The sequence below is a fragment of the Paenibacillus sp. genome (genome assembly GCF_035645195.1).
Classification (GTDB): domain Bacteria; phylum Bacillota; class Bacilli; order Paenibacillales; family YIM-B00363; genus Paenibacillus_AE.
The window spans coordinates 48,886-64,796 of the sequence record NZ_DASQNA010000037.1 but is presented as its reverse complement, the minus strand read 5'-3'; the positions used below and the strand labels follow the sequence as shown (position 1 = coordinate 64,796).

Here is a 15,911-nt window from a genome sequence, read left to right as displayed (position 1 = left end):
TCCCTTGGTCTGTTCGGTTTCCGGAACCGCTTTACAAGATTAACTATATAAAGATTCGGGCGCCCGCGGCACCCGATTATCCGTTGCCTTGTTCCGAAAATCCGTGCGTCTCGTTCGTCCGCTTCCAATCGGAGGGAGTCATGCCGGTGTATTTCTTGAACGCGTACCCGAAATATTTCGGGTTGTCCCCGTACCCGAGCGCCTCCGCCAGCTCGAACACCCGAATGTCGTCCATGCTTCGGATGAGCTCGATCGCTCGTTCCATTCGTTTCTTCCAGACGTACGTCGAAAATTTGTCGCCGGTTTCTTTCTTGAACAGCTTCCCTAAGTAATCCGCGTTCATGTACATCATCTCGTTCGCGACCCACTGCAGCGATAGCTGCGGATTGCCCAGGTTGTCCGCGATAATGGCGCAGACGCTGCGGACGACGCCCGATTGCTGGCTGCGCGTGGCGTCATAATGGTCGGAGGCGACGTCCTTCGCCGTCTCCCGGACGAGCTCGCGCAGCGCCGCGAACGTATCGAGCGCCGCCGCGTCGGCGAGGCGCCGCAAATACGACGGCAGGAGGGCGGGGCGGCTTTGCCGGGCGACGGCGATGTACGCCGCGAGGGCGTACGCTTTGGCGACGTCCGCGTTCAGCCGCATCGACGCGAGCGCATCGAACCACTCGTCGAGCTCCTTCAGCACGTCCTGCACCCGGCCGGACTTGACGAGCTGCCCGATCTTCTCTTCGTCGTACTCGACGCGTTCGTCGCCGCCGTCCGGCGCGGCCTCGACGTCCGCAGGCGTAATGATGCCGCCTTCGCCCAAATAAAACCGGCGGTTCAGACAGTCGATCGTCTGCCGGTACAGCCGCTTCGCCTCCGCGACGACGCCGCGGTCGCTGACCGCGATCGTGACGTCCATCCGGTAATACCGCCGGAACAGGGCGCGAATGTCCTGCAGCGCCTGGAACAGCGCCGGCTCTTCGCCGTCCTCCGTCAGCAGCAGCACGCGCTGCCCGATCGTAGCGTTCAGCCAGACGGGCGGACGGCCGAGAATGTCCTCGGCGATGTTCGTCAGCGCGAAAAGGTGCTCGTACTCGATGTCGCCGTCCAGCTGCATGAGGAGCAGCCGGATCGGCTGCGTCTCGAGCGGCATCCGGAACAAGCCTCGGAACAAGTTCCATTCGCGGACGCCGTACGTTTTGTTCGTGACGAACTCCTTCAGGAACTGCTCCTTCGCGTGAGGCGTCACCCGGATCAGCTCCGCCTGGATGCGCTCGATGAACTGGTCCCGGTCCGCGTCGCGGCGCAGCTCGGAGACGACTTCCGCGAGCGCCTCCTCGATCGCTTCCTTCGCGCAAGGCTTCAATAAGTAGTGCTTGACCCCGTACTGCATCGCTTTGCGCGCGTATTCGAATTCGTTGAAGCCGGACAGCAAAACGAACCGGACGTGCGGATGCTCCTCCTTCGCCTTCGCGACGAGCGCGAGGCCGTCCATGCCCGGCATGCGGATATCGCTGACGACGATGTCCGGCGCGTCGTGCTCGATCCGCTCGAGCGCCTCGATTCCGTTGCCGGCCGTGCCGACGAGCGTCAAGGAGAGGCTTTCCCAATCGACCATTTTCGAAATGCCGTTCAAAATGATCCGTTCGTTATCGACGAGCAGCACTTTATACATCTGGATCGAGTCCTCCTTTCCTCAGCGGGACGGCGAGCGTGACGCGAGCGCCTTCGCCCGGCGCCGACGCGATCGCAAGGCCCGCCTCGTCGCCGAACAGCAGCTTCATCCGCTCGTCGATATTGCGGAGGCCGATGCCGGAGCCGCGCGGCTGCACTTCGCCGGAATACAGCTTCGAGAGCAGGTCGGGATCAAAGCCCGGCCCGTTGTCGGCGACGGCGATCTCGAGACGGCCGCCGGCCGCCCGCGCGGAGACGGAGATGAAGCACGGCTCCATCATTTGCTCGAGCGCGTGGCTGAAGGCGTTCTCCACGACCGGCTGGACGGACAGCTTCGGCACCGGATGCGACAGCAGCTCGTCCGGCACGTCGAACTCGATACGGAACTGGTCGCCGAAGCGAGCCTGCTGGATGACGACGTAATGCCGGACGATGTCCATCTCTTCCCGCAGCGGGATGAGCGGCGATTTGAGGCCGATCGATTTGCGCAGCAGGAAGCCGAGCGACAGCACGAGCCGGGAGATGCCCCGCTGGCCTTCCATTTCGGCCATCCAGTTGATCGTCTCCAGCGTGTTGTACAGAAAATGCGGATTCATCTGCGCCTGCAGCGCCTTCAGCTCCGTTTCCTGCAGCTTCATTTGTTTCACGTAATTTTCGCGAATGAGCTCTTGCATGCGAAGCATCATCGACCGGAACGAGCGGTGCAGCAACCCGATTTCGTCGAGCGAAGCGGAGACGGGCGCAAGCGCGTCCGGATCGATGCGGTCGAGCCCTTCCTTATGCAGCGTGCGCATGCGATTCGTCAGCGCCTCGATGCCGCGGGTGATGCGGCGGGCGAAGGCGAAGCACGCCGCGACCGCGGCGGCGAACCCGACGGCGTACAGCGCGGCGATCAAGCGCTTCAGCAGCTCGATGCGTTCGAAGATGCCCTCGAACGGAATGACGTGGTAGTACGTCCATTTCGTTTGGGCCGAGCGCAAATAGGAGACGAAGTACGTCGCCCCGTCCTTCTGGAACGTCGCGTAGCCGGTCCGATCCGTCCGCTCCGCGGCGGCGCCGGACGGATCGATCGCCGCCCCGGCCGGGTAGACGCGCTCGGTCCCCGACATGACGAGCAGGCTTCCGCCGGAGCGGGAGAGGCCGCTGCCGATGTCGGCGATGAGCTTCTCCATGTCGATGCGGATGACGAGCGTGCCGAGCGGATGGAGGCTCAAGTTGTCGTAGGCGCGAATTTCCCGCGCGAGGATGAGCGCTTTGTCGCCCTCGTCCGCGAAAAACCAGCGGATGCGCCCGCCGGCGCCGCGCGTTTCGTCCCGAATGCGCTGCCATTTGCCGCCGGGGATAGCGACGACGCTGCGCCCGGCCGAGCTTTCCCGATCGAGCGAATCGAGCAAATGGACGGACAGAACGTACGGTTCGGCGTTGAAATAGCGCGTCAGCATTTGCCGAAGGCGCGAGCGGCTTTGGAACTCCTCGTAATCGGGGGAGCGGTCCCGCAGCCCGTTCAGGATGCTTTGAATTTCGTTGTCCGACAGCACGATGAACGAGAGGCGCTGGAGCTTGCGAAGCTCGGTTTCCGCCCCCGCGGAAGACAGGTTCAAGGCGACCGCGGACGTTTCGTACAGCTGGCGGTCGTACACCGAATAGGCGTAATGCAGCGCCGCGTAAGCGGTCGATAAGCCGACAAGCGTCATGAACGTAAAAAACACGAGCAGCTTGAGCTTGACGCTCAAGCTCGAATAGGCGCGAACGGCCGCCGCCCCGAGGTTCATACGCTTTCCCTCCGTTTACAAAACCAAGCAAGCTGAATTTCATTATGCGGGTTCCAGGGGGAGGTCTCAACCTAAAATACCGAGCGGTTTGTACAAAATTCAGAGGCGAATCCGCCTTTTTCCGAGAACACGCATGACGGCGGCGCTTGGACCATATACATGATGATGAGTCACTATGCGAAGGGAGGAACCACCTTGTCCCAACCTACATCCGGTTTGCGGTTCGACATTTACGAACGCGTTCATCTGTCTGACGATACGGTCGGCATAAGGGAAATTACCGGCGTCGAGCTCGCGCCGGACATCAGCGTCGTCGCGCAGGGGGAACAGGCGGTATTGAAGGGTCATCTGGTGCTTTCGGGTACATACGTTGGCGAAGACGAGACGAGAAGCGGGGAGGAGACGCTCACGCACCGCATTCCCGTCGAAATTACGCTGCCGCTGAGCCGCGTAGACAGCGTGGCCGACATTCGCGTCGAAATCGAAAATTTCGACGTGGACGTGTTGTCGTCGCGCTCGCTGAACGTCACCGGCGTGCTGTCGCTCGAGGGCGTCTCGATGTCGAGCCCCGCCGAGACCGATTGGCGCGAAGAAGAGGAAGTCGTCTTTACGCACCGCGTCGAGCAGCCGCCGCAGCCGGAGCCGCAGCCCGCGCCGCAGCCCGCGCCGCATCAATCGCCTGCGCAGGAGCCGGTCGTGACGATCGCGTCCGCGGAGACGCCGCCGCCGGCGGTCGCGCTTCCGGAAATCGCTGCCGCGGAGGCGAACGAGCCCGAGGCGGCGATTTCCGCGGCGGCGAACGAGCCCGCGATGTCCGCGGCGAACGAGGCGGCGATCTCCGCGGCGAACGAGCCGGCGATCGCCGCCGCGGCGGAGGAACCGGCGAACGAGCCGCCTCAGACGTTCGCGGCCGAGACGTTCGCGGCCGAGACGTTCGCGGCAGAGGCGGAAGCGGCGCAGGAGAAGCAAGAAATCAAAATCGCGTTCGCCGGCAAGCCCGCCGCGCAGGAGGAGCCGATCGGCGTGAACGCGATCATGTCGTTCGCGGGGGCGAGCGCTGCCGCGGCAAGGCAGGAGGCGGCCGCGCCGCAGCAGGCGCCGAACGTCGAACCGGCGGAAAACCGCGACCGCTTGGAATGGCGGAAGCTGTTCCTTGCGACGTCCTCCGAAGCGCCGTCGTTCCGCAGGGTGCGCATGTGCATCGCCCAGAAGGAAGACACGCTCGAGACGATCGCCGAACGGTATAACAAGAGCGCCCGCGAGCTGATGCTGTACAACCGGCTCAGCGGCGAATATTTGCAGGAAGGGCAAGTCGTCTACATCCCGTAACGGGCGCGAAAAGCCCCCGCCGAACCGCTCCTTGCGAGCGGAAGGGCGGGGGCTTTTTGGCGTTCCGCCCGGCGCCGCGAACGTCTTTCTCAATAGAAATTGAGCAAAAAGCCCAAGTACGCCATGAAAAACAGAAACAGGATAAATACGTCCAACGGATTCGGCAAAATGAGCGTGCGGACGAACTGAACGCAGATGAGCGGCAGCATGACCGTTTTCACGCCGTACCGTACCTTCCACCACCAACGAGGCAAAGGCTTTCCCTCCCTTCCGCGGATCCCGATTCGCTGCGCCGCAAACCCCCGAGAGATTTGACTCCGAACGGGAATGCGGGTATCATATGGAATATATGAGCAAATCCCGATAAACATGACGAGAAAGACTTGGAACGGGAGGAGTACGCAGTCATCCCCTTCAGAGAGCGGAGCCGGCAAGCGCTGAGAGGTTCCGCAGGGTCAGCGAGCTGCGGAAGTCGCCCCGGAGTCGTCTGCATGACCCGCCCTTAGGCGGTACAGTGCAGGCCGGTCCCCAGCCGTTACCTGGGCGAAGTGCCGCAATCGCGGCCGCGGAGCAGTGCGTTCCGGCGGCGCCGCGCGCGTTGCGGAATTAAGGTGGTACCACGGAAGCGAGACCTTTCGTCCTTGAGCGATTCAAGACGGAAGGTTTTTTTGTTTAGGAGGATTCAAGGAGGGTATCTAGTGATGAGCGAAACGAACCAAACGATGCCGACGACGTATGACCCGAAAACGGCGGAAAGCAAATGGTACGATCGTTGGATCGAACGAGGATATTTCGAAGCGGGCAAGCGCCCGGACGCGAAACCGTACACGATCGTCATTCCGCCGCCGAACGTGACGGGCGTGCTGCATATCGGCCACGCGCTCGACTTCTCGCTGCAAGACATTCTCGTGCGCGCGAAGCGGATGCAGGGCTACGACACGCTGTGGCTGCCGGGCACGGACCACGCGGGCATCGCGACGCAGTCGAAGGTCGAGGCGAAGCTTCGCGAGGAAGGCCTCACCCGCTACGATCTCGGACGAGAGAAGTTCCTCGAAGAGGTATGGAAGTGGAAGGAGCAGTCCGCGGGGACGATTCGGCGCCAATGGAGCAAAATGGGGCTGTCGCTCGATTATTCCCGCGAGCGGTTCACGCTCGACGAAGGGCTGTCGAACGCGGTGCGCGAGGTGTTCGTGCGCTTGTATGAGAAGGGCCTCATTTACCGCGGCAAAAAAATTATCAACTGGGACCCGGCGGCGCGCACCGCGCTGTCGGACATCGAAGTCGAATATAAGGAAGTCCAAGGCGCGCTGTACCATTTGCAGTATCCGCTCAAGGACGGCTCCGGCCATCTCGTCGTCGCGACGACGCGTCCGGAGACGATGCTGGGCGATACGGCGGTCGCGGTGCATCCGGAGGACGAGCGCTATAAGCATTTGATCGGCCGAACGCTCGTGCTGCCGATCATCGGGCGCGAGATTCCGATCATCGGCGACGAATACGTCGAGAAGGAATTCGGCAGCGGCGCGGTCAAAATTACGCCGGCGCATGACCCGAACGACTTCGAGGTCGGCCTCCGCCACGATCTTCCGCAAATTCTCGTCATGGACGAATCGGGCAAAATGAACGCGAATGCGGGCAAATATGCGGGTATGGACCGCTTCGAATGCCGGAAGCAAATCGTCGCGGACATGAAAGAGCTCGGCGTGCTGCTGCGCGTCGAAGAGCATACGCATCAAGTCGGCCACAGCGAGCGCTCCGGCGCCGTCATCGAGCCGTATTTGTCGACGCAGTGGTTCGTCCGCATGCAGCCGCTCGCCGATCGCGCGATCGCGCAGCAAAAATCGGGCGACGGCGTCAACTTCGTGCCGGACCGTTTCGAGAAGACGTATTTGCACTGGATCGAAAACATCCGCGACTGGTGCATCTCCCGCCAGCTGTGGTGGGGCCACCGCATCCCGGCGTGGTACTGCGCGGATTGCGGCGGAGAGACGGTCGCAACGACGGATCCGGCCGCGTGCCGCCACTGCGGCGGCGCGAAGCTCGAGCAGGACAACGACGTGCTCGACACGTGGTTCTCCTCCGGGCTGTGGCCGTTCTCGACGCTCGGCTGGCCGGACGAAAACAGCGAAGATTTCAAGCGATTTTATCCGACGGACGTGCTCGTCACCGGGTACGACATCATTTTCTTCTGGGTCGCTCGGATGATTTTCACCGCGCTCGAATTCACGGGCCAAAACCCGTTCAAGGACGTGCTCATCCACGGCCTCGTCCGCGACGCGGAGGGGCGCAAAATGTCGAAATCGCTCGGCAACGGCGTCGATCCGCTCGAGGTGATCGACCAGTACGGCGCGGACGCGATGCGCTACATGCTGACGACCGGCATTACGCCGGGCCAAGACCTGCGCTTCCGCTGGGAGCGGGTCGAGCAGGCGCGCAACTTCGCGAACAAAATTTGGAACGCGTCGCGCTTCGTTCTGATGAACTTGGAAGGGTACGCGCCGCGGCCGCTGGATGCGGAAGAGCTCGCGAAGCTGTCGACGGCGGACCGTTGGATTTTGCACCGGCTCAACGAGACGGCTTCGAACGTGACACGCCTGCTGGATTCGTACGAGTTCGGCGAAACGGGCCGCGCGCTGTACGACTTTATTTGGGACGATCTGTGCGATTGGTATATCGAATTCGCGAAGCTGTCGCTGTACGGCAGCGACGCCGAGGCGAAGGCGCGCACGCAGAACGTGCTCGCGTACGTGCTCGACAACACGCTGCGCCTCCTGCATCCGTTCATGCCGTACATTACGGAAGAAATTTGGTCGCATCTGCCGACCGACGGGGAGACGATCACGCTCGCCGCTTGGCCGCAGCCTGACGCGAAATGGGAAGCGCCGCAGCAGTTGGCGGAAATGGAGCTGCTCATGGCGATGATTCGCTCGATCCGGAACGTGCGCGCGGAAGTGAACGTGCCGATGAGCAAAAAAATCGAAATGATCGTCAAGCCGTCCTCGGAAGAGACGCTTCGCATTTTGGAGAACAACCGCCATTACGTCGAGCGCTTCTGCAACACGTCGCAGCTGACGATATCGCTCGCCGCGGCCGCGCCGGAGAAGGCGATGTCGGCGATCGTGACGGGGGCGGAAATGTTCCTCCCGCTCGCGGGGCTCATCGATATCGACCAGGAAATCGCCCGCCTCGAGAAGGAGCTCAAGACGCTCAACGCCGAAGTCGAGCGCGTCGAGAAGAAGCTCGCGAACCCGGGCTTCGTCGCGAAGGCGCCCGCGGCCGTCATCGAGGAAGAGAAGGCGAAAATGAACGACTATGCGGACAAACGGGAAAAGGTGATCGCGCGGATCGCCGAATTGAAGGGGTAAAGAGGCATGTTTCAAACTTATGAAGAAGCGGTGGGCTGGATCACCCGGCTCATGCCGCTTCACGGCATCAAGCCGGGGCTCGAGCGGACGCAGGCGCTGCTCGACAAGCTCGGCAACCCGCATCGGCGGCTGAAATTCATTCACGTCGCGGGCACGAACGGCAAAGGCTCCACCTGCGCGTTCCTCGCCTCCGTCATTCGGAAGGCGGGGTACGACGTCGGCGTCTTTACGTCCCCGTACCTTGAAAAATATACGAACCGAATCCAAACGAACGGCGAGGACATCCCGGAGGCGTCCGTCGTGGCGCTTGCGAACCGGATCAAACCGCTCGTCGAAGAGCTCGAGCCGACCTACGGCGCGCTCAGCATGTTCGAAATCAGCACGGTGCTCGCGATTCTCCACTTCGCGACGGAGTCGTATCCGGATTTCGTCGTTTGGGAAACCGGCATGGGCGGGCGGCTCGATTCGACGAACGTCGTCGCGCCGCTCGTCTCGGTCATTACGAACGTCGGGCTCGATCATACGGACGTATTAGGGGAGACCATTGCCGACATTGCAAGGGAGAAGGCCGGCATTATCAAGCCGGGCGTTCCGGTCGTGTCGACCGCGACGCATCCGGAAGCGGCCGAGGTCATCCGCCAGACGGCGCGAGAGCGCAAGAGCTCGCTGTACGAGATCGGCGAGAAGTTCTCTTACTCGACGAAGGAAGTGCAGGAGGGACAGCAGACGTTCGACTTCGAGGGGCCGTTCCGGAAGCTGACGAACGTGCGCATCTCGATGGACGGCTTGCACCAGCAGGCGAACGCGGCGCTCGCGCTCATGACGCTCGAGGTGCTGCGGCAGTATTACGCGCTCGTCGTCGACGACGAAGATTTGTACGCGGCGATGCACGACACGCAGTGGAAGGGGCGCCTCGAGCTCGTGTCGCGCGAGCCGCGCATTTTGCTCGACGGAGCGCACAATCCCGACGGCGCGAAATCGCTGGCGGAGACGCTGCGGACGGTTTATAAGTACGATAAACTCGTATTTGTGCTCGGGATGGTTCGAAACAAGAATCATCCGGAATATTTACGGCATATACTACCTATTGTGGATACTTTGATTGTGACGGAGCCGGATTTTTTCAAAAAGATGCCGGCCGCCGATCTGGCCCGGGAGGCGGAAGCCCAGCGGGATTCGAGCGGAGCGACGTCGGCGACCGTTACGCTTTCGCCCGATTGGCGCGAAGCGCTCGAGCTCGCCCGCCGTTCGGCAGGACCGGAAGATCTCGTCGTCGTTTCCGGCTCGCTGTACTTTTTGTCGGATGTCCGTTCCTCCATTTTACAAATGACCGATAGCGAAAAAGGTTGGTGAGGACACATGAGTACTTCCGAGCAGCACGTGCATTTCATCGGGATCGGCGGGTACGGCATGAGCGCCATTGCCAGAGTGATGCTGGAAATGGGCTACCGCGTCTCGGGGTCCGACGTCGCGCAGCAGGAGCTCACGGAGAAGCTTGCCGCGAAGGGCGCGAAGGTGTTTATCGGCCATGAAGCGAAGCACGTGCAGGGCGCGGACTTGGTCGTCTACTCCACGGCGCTGTCGAAGGACAATGTGGAGAAGGTAGCTGCGGAGTCCTTGAACATCCCGGTCATTCACCGGTCGCAAATGCTGGCGAGATTGCTGAACGCGAAGAAGGGCGTCGCGGTCGCCGGCGCGCACGGCAAGACGACGACGTCCTCGATGATCGCGCTCGTCATGGAAAGCTGCGGGCTCGACCCGACGTTCATTATCGGCGGCGAAATCATGAACGTCGGCAGCAACGCCAAGGCGGGCAAAGGGGATTACGTCGTCGCGGAGGCGGACGAAAGCGACGGCTCGTTCCTGCAGTATTACCCCGCGATCGCGGTCGTCACCAACATCGAGGCGGATCATCTGGAAAATTACGACGGCGATTTCGAAAAGCTTAAGGGCGCGTACGCCCGGTTCCTCAGCCAAGTGCGTGAAGACGGCAAGGCGATCGTCTGCTTGGACGATCCGGAGCTCGCGAGCCTGCTGCCGCAGGTGTCGGCGGCGTACATCACGTACGGGACGCATGCGGACGCGGACTACCGCGCGGTCGACATTCGGCTCGGCGATCGGCAGGCGGAGTTCGCGGTCGAGAAGCGCGGCGCGCCGCTCGGGCGCGTGAAGCTGAGCGTGCCGGGGCACCACAACGTGCTGAACGCGCTCGCGACGCTGATCGTCTGCTTGGAAGCGGGCGTTCCGTTCGCGCAGGCGGCGGAGGCGCTGACCGAGTTTCGCGGAGCGAAGCGGCGGTTCCAGGTGCTCGGCGACGCGCACGACGTGCTCGTGATCGACGACTACGCGCATCATCCGACGGAAATCGTCGCGACGATCGCCGCGGCGAAAGCGACGGGCAAGCGCATCGTCGCCGTGTTCCAGCCGCAGCGCTACACGCGGACGTTCTACCTGCTCGATTCGTTCAGCCGGGCGTTCGGAGAGGCGGACGAGGTCATCATCGTCGATATTTATTCCCCCGCCGGCGAACAGCGGATCGAAGGCGTCACCGCGGGTCGGCTGACGGAGCTCATCCGGCAGAACAGCAATCCGAACGTCTCGCACATCTCCACGAAGGAGCAGGTGCTCGAGTATCTGGAGCGCACCGTGAAGCCGGGCGATCTCGTGCTGACGATGGGGGCGGGCGACATTTGGAAAGTCGCGATCGACCTCGCCGCCGCGCTGAAGGCCAGGGAAGCTTAGGGCGGACGCCGCGCGGAAATCACGATCTCTCGCAAAAAAAGCTCATCATAATCTCGCTCCCTCTATCATATGTTGATAGGGAGAATGGACAAGGGAGCGAGACGCATGAGCAAAGCGAGAATTACATATCGTTTCGAACATACGCGGCGCCCCCCGGCCGGACAAGCGTCCGGCCACGGCGGCGAGCCGGAGGCGGGGGCCGTACAAGGAACAGAGCAGGCGGCAGGACAGGGGACGGAACCGGGGAAAGAACGCGTCGAAGCGGTTGGGCGCTCCGCGAGCCCCGAGAGCAACGTCATCCCGCTGAAGCATTTCGAGTTTCAAGTGTCGGAGGAGCCGGTCCTTCTCGAAGAGAAGGAGACGCCTCGGCTGTCGCCGCCGCGCCGCGTCGAACCGGAGTACCCGTACGACTACGGCGCTTGGAACGACGCGTCCAGCGCTGAGGCGGACGAGCTGGAGCGGCTTATCCGGGAGAGCGAGCCGCCTTCGCCGCCGCTTCGCGCGATCGACGGCGGCCGGCGTTCGGCCGGATCGCGCCGCGCGGCGCCGCCGCCTCGGCCGTATGCGCCGGAAGTCGACGAAGCCGAAGCTGACGATGCGGACGCCGAGGCGGGGTATTGGCGCGGCGAGCTGCCGGCGCGCGGCGATCGGCCGCGGACCGATCGGGCCGGCCGGGCCGTCCCCCATCGCCGCGGTCCGGACGACGGCCCGGCCTGGTGGAAGGTGGCGGGCGCCGTCGTCGGCGCGGTCGCGACCGGCGTGCTGTTCGGCACGTTCGTGCTGCAGTTTTTCACCGGCGAGCCGGAGCGAAGCGGCCTCGACGGCCTGCTCGACGCCGCCGCCGGCGCGGTGAGCGCCCCCGCGGCGGAGAGCGGGACGCCCTCGGCCGAGCAGCCGGGGAGCGCCGCAGTCGAAGGCGAGGAGGCGGACGCCGTCGAAGCGGCAACGGCGACGATCGACCTGCCGGAGCGTCGCATGTGGCTGCTGCAGAACGGCGTATTCGAGACGCTGACGAGCGCGCGGGCGCTCGCCGACGACATGAAGAGCAAGGGACTCGCCGCGACGATCGAGGAGGGCGACCGGTTCTACGTGTACGCGGGCGTCACGTCCGACCGGGACGCGGCGCTCCGGGCCGGGGTGAAGCTGCAGTCGGCCGGCGTCGAAGTGTACGTCAAGCCGTACGAGCTTCCGGCGGTCAGCCAGGTGCGCTGGGCCGACGGCTCCGCGGACGCGCTCGCCGGGTACGTGACGCGGGGGAGCGAGCTTGTGCGCATGATCGGCGACTTGACGCTCGTTCACCTGGAGGGCGACGCGGCGGTCGCGCCGGAACGGGCGACGCTCGAGAAGCTGAAGACGGACCATCGCGCGGTGTCGGAGCTGTCCTCGACGGCGGCGGAAGGGCTGCCGTCCGAAGCGCGCCCGATGCTCGACCGCATGGACGGCGCGCTGCTGAACGCGGTCGTCGCCATCGAGGAATATGCGACGCACCCGGATCATGCGTACCTGTGGAGCGCCCAGAGCGCTTTGATGGACTATTTGATCGCGGAGAAGCAACTGCTGACGACGATCGCGACGATGTAATCGCCGATGCGCATGCGCAAAAGACCTTCCGAAGCCGGTTTCTCGGCTTGCGGAAGGTCTTTTTTCGCTGCGAAGTTATTCGAGGTTGCCCCGCTGCAGCTGGCGGTCGACCATCGTCGCGATCTCGGCTCGGGTCACTTTGCGGTCGGGACCGTACAATTCAGGCTCTACGCCTCGCACGAGACCGGCGCCGCCCAGGCGGATGATCGAGGTGTACGCCCAGTTGTCGGACGTGACGTCGCGGAACGATACGTCGTACGTCGAGCCCGCGATCGCCGTGCCGAGCAGGCGGTCGAGCACGACCGCGACTTCGGCCCGAGACACCGGGGCGTCCGGCCGGAGCGTACCGTCCGGGTAGCCGGAAAGCACGCCGGTTTCGACGGCTTTGCGCATGAGCTCGTACGACCAGTGCGTCTCGGACAGGTCGCTGAACGTCGGCGCGGGTTCCGGCGCGGGCTGCGCGATCGCTTCCTCGCTCTCGTACACGTCCTCGGTCACGGAATGGTCCATGTCCGTATGCTCCGCGATCGTCACGTCCGGCCCTGCGGCGCGAAGACCGAACGCTCGGTCGACGAACGCCATCAGCTCGGCCCGCGTCAGCGGGCGGTCGGGATAAAATTTGCCGTTATCGCCGTTCGCGATGCCCTGCTCGTTCAGCCGGACGATCGACTCTTTGGCCCAGTGCCGGCCGATGTCGCTGAAGATCGGGGGCAAATATTTGAGAATGCCGTTCAAAATGCCGAGCGCGTATTTCTCTCGGATCATCGACGAGGACAACAGCTGCGCGTCTTGCGCGTTCGACAGGAACGCGGTTTCGACGAGGATGCTCGGAATGTTGCCCATGCGGACGACGTACGCCGAGCTCGGTACGATGCCGCGGTTCTCGTTCGGCACTTGCTCCAGAACGGAGGACAGCACGAGCTGGGCGAGACGTTTGCTCTCCGGGGTAAGAGCTTTCATCGCCTCGCTGGCCGGGTAATCCGGGTTCGGTTTCGAGGCGTCGTGGTAGAGCACCATCGTGCCGCGCACGCTGGTCGACGGATGCGCGTTGGCGTGGATCGACACGAACAAATCGGCGTCCGCCGCCATCGACGCCGTTACCCGATCGGCTAGCGAGAGCGTTTTATCGACGTCGCGCGTCATCACTACTTCGTACCCGTGCTGGACGAGCAGGTCACGCAAACGCCAAGAGATTTCGTTATTGACGGTTTTTTCGTACAGGCCGTTGATACCGACGGCGCCCGGGTCGCTGCCTCCGTGGCCGGGGTCGACCACGACTTTGGCGGCCTGTCCTATGTACGGAGACGAGAACAGGCTGACGGCGACGGCAAGCGTCGTTACTAGCTTTTTCAATGGAAACCCCTCCCGCTCATATTTTAATAGGTTAACTATTGATTGTAAGCAGGTAAGATGTACTATTTTGCTGCGGCCTCCGGGCCTGCGCTTCGCAGGTTCGCGAAGGAACGGTATAATAGTCTAGTGTCTAGCGAAACTTATCTATCACGCTGCGCCGCAAGAGGGAGCTGTTTCCCGCGCGGGAATCGAAGGAGTCTGTCCATTCATGAAACAACCGATGAAAAAGAACGGCCTCATGCTTGTCGTGTTGATCGCGGCGGGGCTGCTCGCCGGCTCGATCGCCGGCCAGCTCCTGAAAGACGTGCCGGCGCTGTCGTTTCTGACGACGTCCGCCGAGCTGAACTGGGAGCCGAAAGCCGATTTGCAGGTAATTCGATACGATCTTCAGTTTGCGGTTACCCTAAATTTGCTGAGCATCGCAGGGCTCGCCGCCGCGATTTGGATTTATCGAAAAATGTAGCGCGCAACGCGAACGAAAGGCGGTAAGCGAAACGAATGGAACAAGGGATGAAAACGTTGATTCTCGCCTCCGGCTCGCCCCGGCGGCAGGAGCTGATCCGACTGCTCAGCATGCCGGTGGAGGTCTTGCCGAGCGACGCGGACGAAACGACGGAGCCCGATTGGGAGCCGGCGCGCATCGTCGAGGAACTGAGCCTGCGCAAAGCGCTCGCCGTGCGGGAGCGTCTGCCCGAGGGCCGCGAAGGCATCATCGTCGGCTCGGACACTATCGTCGTGCTGGACGGCCGCGCGCTCGGGAAACCGCGGGATGCGGACGACGCGGCGTCGATGCTCGCTTCGCTGCAGGGGCGCTCGCATGAGGTGTACACCGGCCTCGCGCTCGTGGACGCGGCGACGGGACGCCGCGCGGCGGCGCATCAGGCGACGCGCGTGTGGATGAAGCCGATGGACGCGGAGCGCATTCGGCGGTATATCGCGACGGGCGAGCCGATGGACAAGGCGGGCTCGTACGCAATTCAAGGCATCGGCGCCGTGCTCGTCGAACGGATGGAAGGCGACTATTTCACGGTCGTCGGCTTGCCTGTGTCGCTGCTCGCAGATATGCTCGAACGCGAATACGGCCAGCGGGCGCTGTAACGTTCGGTGTTCGGTAACGGAATCTTCTTCCGTTACGGGTTCGTTTTTGTTGTGCGGCGCCGTCCTCGCTCCTATAATTGGGGTACTTTTGGAGCGAGGCGGGGGATGCGAGGATGGATACGTTGTTGCTGCGGGAAGTGCCGGCGGAGGAGCGACCGCGCGAGAGGATGCTGCGCATCGGCGCGTCGGCGCTCAGCAACGCGGAGCTGCTTGCGATTTTGCTGCGGACGGGCACGAAGCGCGAGTCGGCCGTGACGCTGGCGCATCGGCTGCTGCGCGAAGCGGGCGGCCTGCGGGGGTTGGCCGATCGCAGCGTCGAGCAGCTGTGCGAGCAGCGCGGCGTCGGCAGCGCCAAAGCGCTCCAGCTGCTGGCGGCGCTGGAGCTCGGCAAGCGGGTCGCCCGCGCCGACCTGGAGGCGTCGCCGGCGATCCGCTCGCCCCAAGACGTGGCGGCGCTCGTGAGGGAGGACCTGCGGTATTTGCAGCAGGAGCATTTCGTCGTGCTGTTCCTGAACACGAAAAATCGAGTCGTCGGACGGGAGACGCTGTCCGTCGGCAGCCTCAACGCGACGATCGTGCATCCGCGCGAGGTGTACCGGGCGGCGATCAAGCGGAGCGCCGCGTCGATCATTTGCGTACATAATCACCCGAGCGGCGATCCGACGCCGAGCCCGGAAGATATTCAATTAACGCATCGGCTGTCCGAGGCGGGTCATATTATAGGTATCGAATTGTTAGACCATGTCATTATTGGCGACCGCAGTTACGTAAGTTTAAAAGAGCGGGGGGACATGTGACGGGGGAACGCGGACGGCCGCTTGTTTGGCGTGCGGAGTTTTGGGGCTTCGCGGGCCCGATAGGCGCAAAATTGCACTTAATGTAAGGATCACGGCCCCGGGGGCGTCGATTAGGCGCAGAATTGCGCTTATTCGTCAGGATTTGGGGCTTCGTGGGCCCGATAGGCGCAAATTTGCGCTTAATGTCAGGATCACGGCCCCGGGGGCGTTGA

Annotated in this window: 12 protein-coding genes; 8 read left to right on the top strand and 4 right to left on the bottom strand. The window is 63.1% G+C overall.

Going from position 1 to position 15,911, the window contains the following annotated elements:
* Positions 1-76 precede the first annotated feature (76 nt).
* Together VE009_RS19445 and VE009_RS19440 are read right to left on the bottom strand one after the other, a co-directional pair.
* On the bottom strand, positions 77-1,663 hold the full coding sequence (locus tag VE009_RS19445) for a response regulator transcription factor (protein ID WP_325010483.1): 1,587 nt from the start codon (positions 1,661-1,663) through the stop codon (positions 77-79).
* Positions 1,656-3,434 (bottom strand): sensor histidine kinase, encoded by a 1,779-nt coding sequence (locus VE009_RS19440; protein WP_325010481.1) that lies wholly within the window; start codon positions 3,432-3,434, stop codon positions 1,656-1,658. Before VE009_RS19440 ends, VE009_RS19445 begins: the two co-directional genes overlap by 8 nt.
* Before the next feature lie 195 nt (positions 3,435-3,629).
* Between VE009_RS19440 and VE009_RS19435 the strand changes: the two genes are divergently transcribed.
* On the top strand, positions 3,630-4,763 hold the full coding sequence (locus tag VE009_RS19435; RefSeq protein WP_325010479.1) for a LysM peptidoglycan-binding domain-containing protein: 1,134 nt from the start codon (positions 3,630-3,632) through the stop codon (positions 4,761-4,763).
* Between the two features lie 89 nt (positions 4,764-4,852).
* Here VE009_RS19435 and VE009_RS19430 read toward each other — a convergent pair whose 3' ends face one another.
* Positions 4,853-5,017 carry a hypothetical protein gene (locus VE009_RS19430; protein ID WP_325010477.1) on the bottom strand — a complete coding sequence of 55 codons (165 nt, stop codon included), beginning with the start codon at positions 5,015-5,017 and terminating at the stop codon, positions 4,853-4,855.
* 447 nt (positions 5,018-5,464) lie between these two features.
* On the opposite strand from VE009_RS19430, the gene VE009_RS19425 reads away from it, so the two are divergent.
* The 4 genes from VE009_RS19425 to VE009_RS19410 all read left to right on the top strand — a co-directional run bounded on the left by VE009_RS19425 (position 5,465) and on the right by VE009_RS19410 (position 12,451).
* Entirely contained in the window at positions 5,465-8,128 is a 2,664-nt protein-coding gene (locus tag VE009_RS19425; protein ID WP_325010475.1) for a valine--tRNA ligase, read from the top strand.
* A gap of 6 nt (positions 8,129-8,134) precedes the next feature.
* A complete protein-coding gene (locus tag VE009_RS19420) occupies positions 8,135-9,481 on the top strand; it encodes a folylpolyglutamate synthase/dihydrofolate synthase family protein (protein ID WP_325010473.1) in 1,347 nt (448 codons plus the stop codon).
* 6 nt (positions 9,482-9,487) lie between these two features.
* On the top strand, positions 9,488-10,870 hold the full coding sequence (murC, locus tag VE009_RS19415) for a UDP-N-acetylmuramate--L-alanine ligase (RefSeq protein WP_325010471.1): 1,383 nt from the start codon (positions 9,488-9,490) through the stop codon (positions 10,868-10,870).
* A 105-nt stretch (positions 10,871-10,975) separates the two neighbouring features.
* Positions 10,976-12,451 (top strand): SPOR domain-containing protein, encoded by a 1,476-nt coding sequence (locus VE009_RS19410; RefSeq protein ID WP_325010469.1) that lies wholly within the window; start codon positions 10,976-10,978, stop codon positions 12,449-12,451.
* A gap of 75 nt (positions 12,452-12,526) precedes the next feature.
* Here the strand turns inward: VE009_RS19410 and VE009_RS19405 are convergent, their stop codons facing one another.
* Entirely contained in the window at positions 12,527-13,804 is a 1,278-nt protein-coding gene (locus VE009_RS19405) for an N-acetylmuramoyl-L-alanine amidase (RefSeq protein ID WP_325010467.1), read from the bottom strand.
* A gap of 208 nt (positions 13,805-14,012) precedes the next feature.
* Between VE009_RS19405 and VE009_RS19400 the strand changes: the two genes are divergently transcribed.
* The 3 genes from VE009_RS19400 (at position 14,013) to radC (ending at position 15,699) form a co-directional block, all read left to right on the top strand.
* Positions 14,013-14,267: a DUF4321 domain-containing protein gene (locus VE009_RS19400; RefSeq protein ID WP_325010466.1), complete on the top strand. Its 255-nt coding sequence runs from the start codon at positions 14,013-14,015 to the stop codon at positions 14,265-14,267.
* Positions 14,268-14,302: 35 nt separating this feature from the next.
* Positions 14,303-14,902 carry a Maf family protein gene (locus tag VE009_RS19395; protein WP_325010464.1) on the top strand — a complete coding sequence of 200 codons (600 nt, stop codon included), beginning with the start codon at positions 14,303-14,305 and terminating at the stop codon, positions 14,900-14,902.
* 113 nt (positions 14,903-15,015) lie between these two features.
* Positions 15,016-15,699 (top strand): RadC family protein, encoded by a 684-nt coding sequence (radC, locus tag VE009_RS19390; protein ID WP_325010462.1) that lies wholly within the window; start codon positions 15,016-15,018, stop codon positions 15,697-15,699.
* The last annotated feature ends 212 nt before the right edge of the window (positions 15,700-15,911 follow it).

Coding starts and splice junctions, on each gene's coding strand:
- VE009_RS19445 (WP_325010483.1), bottom strand. CDS start 1,663: ATGTATAAAGTGCTGCTCGTCGATAACGAACGGATCATTTTGAACGGC.
- VE009_RS19440 (WP_325010481.1), bottom strand. CDS start 3,434: ATGAACCTCGGGGCGGCGGCCGTTCGCGCCTATTCGAGCTTGAGCGTC.
- VE009_RS19425 (WP_325010475.1), top strand. CDS start 5,465: ATGAGCGAAACGAACCAAACGATGCCGACGACGTATGACCCGAAAACG.
- VE009_RS19420 (WP_325010473.1), top strand. CDS start 8,135: ATGTTTCAAACTTATGAAGAAGCGGTGGGCTGGATCACCCGGCTCATG.
- murC (WP_325010471.1), top strand. CDS start 9,488: ATGAGTACTTCCGAGCAGCACGTGCATTTCATCGGGATCGGCGGGTAC.
- VE009_RS19410 (WP_325010469.1), top strand. CDS start 10,976: ATGAGCAAAGCGAGAATTACATATCGTTTCGAACATACGCGGCGCCCC.
- VE009_RS19400 (WP_325010466.1), top strand. CDS start 14,013: ATGAAACAACCGATGAAAAAGAACGGCCTCATGCTTGTCGTGTTGATC.
- VE009_RS19395 (WP_325010464.1), top strand. CDS start 14,303: ATGGAACAAGGGATGAAAACGTTGATTCTCGCCTCCGGCTCGCCCCGG.
- radC (WP_325010462.1), top strand. CDS start 15,016: ATGGATACGTTGTTGCTGCGGGAAGTGCCGGCGGAGGAGCGACCGCGC.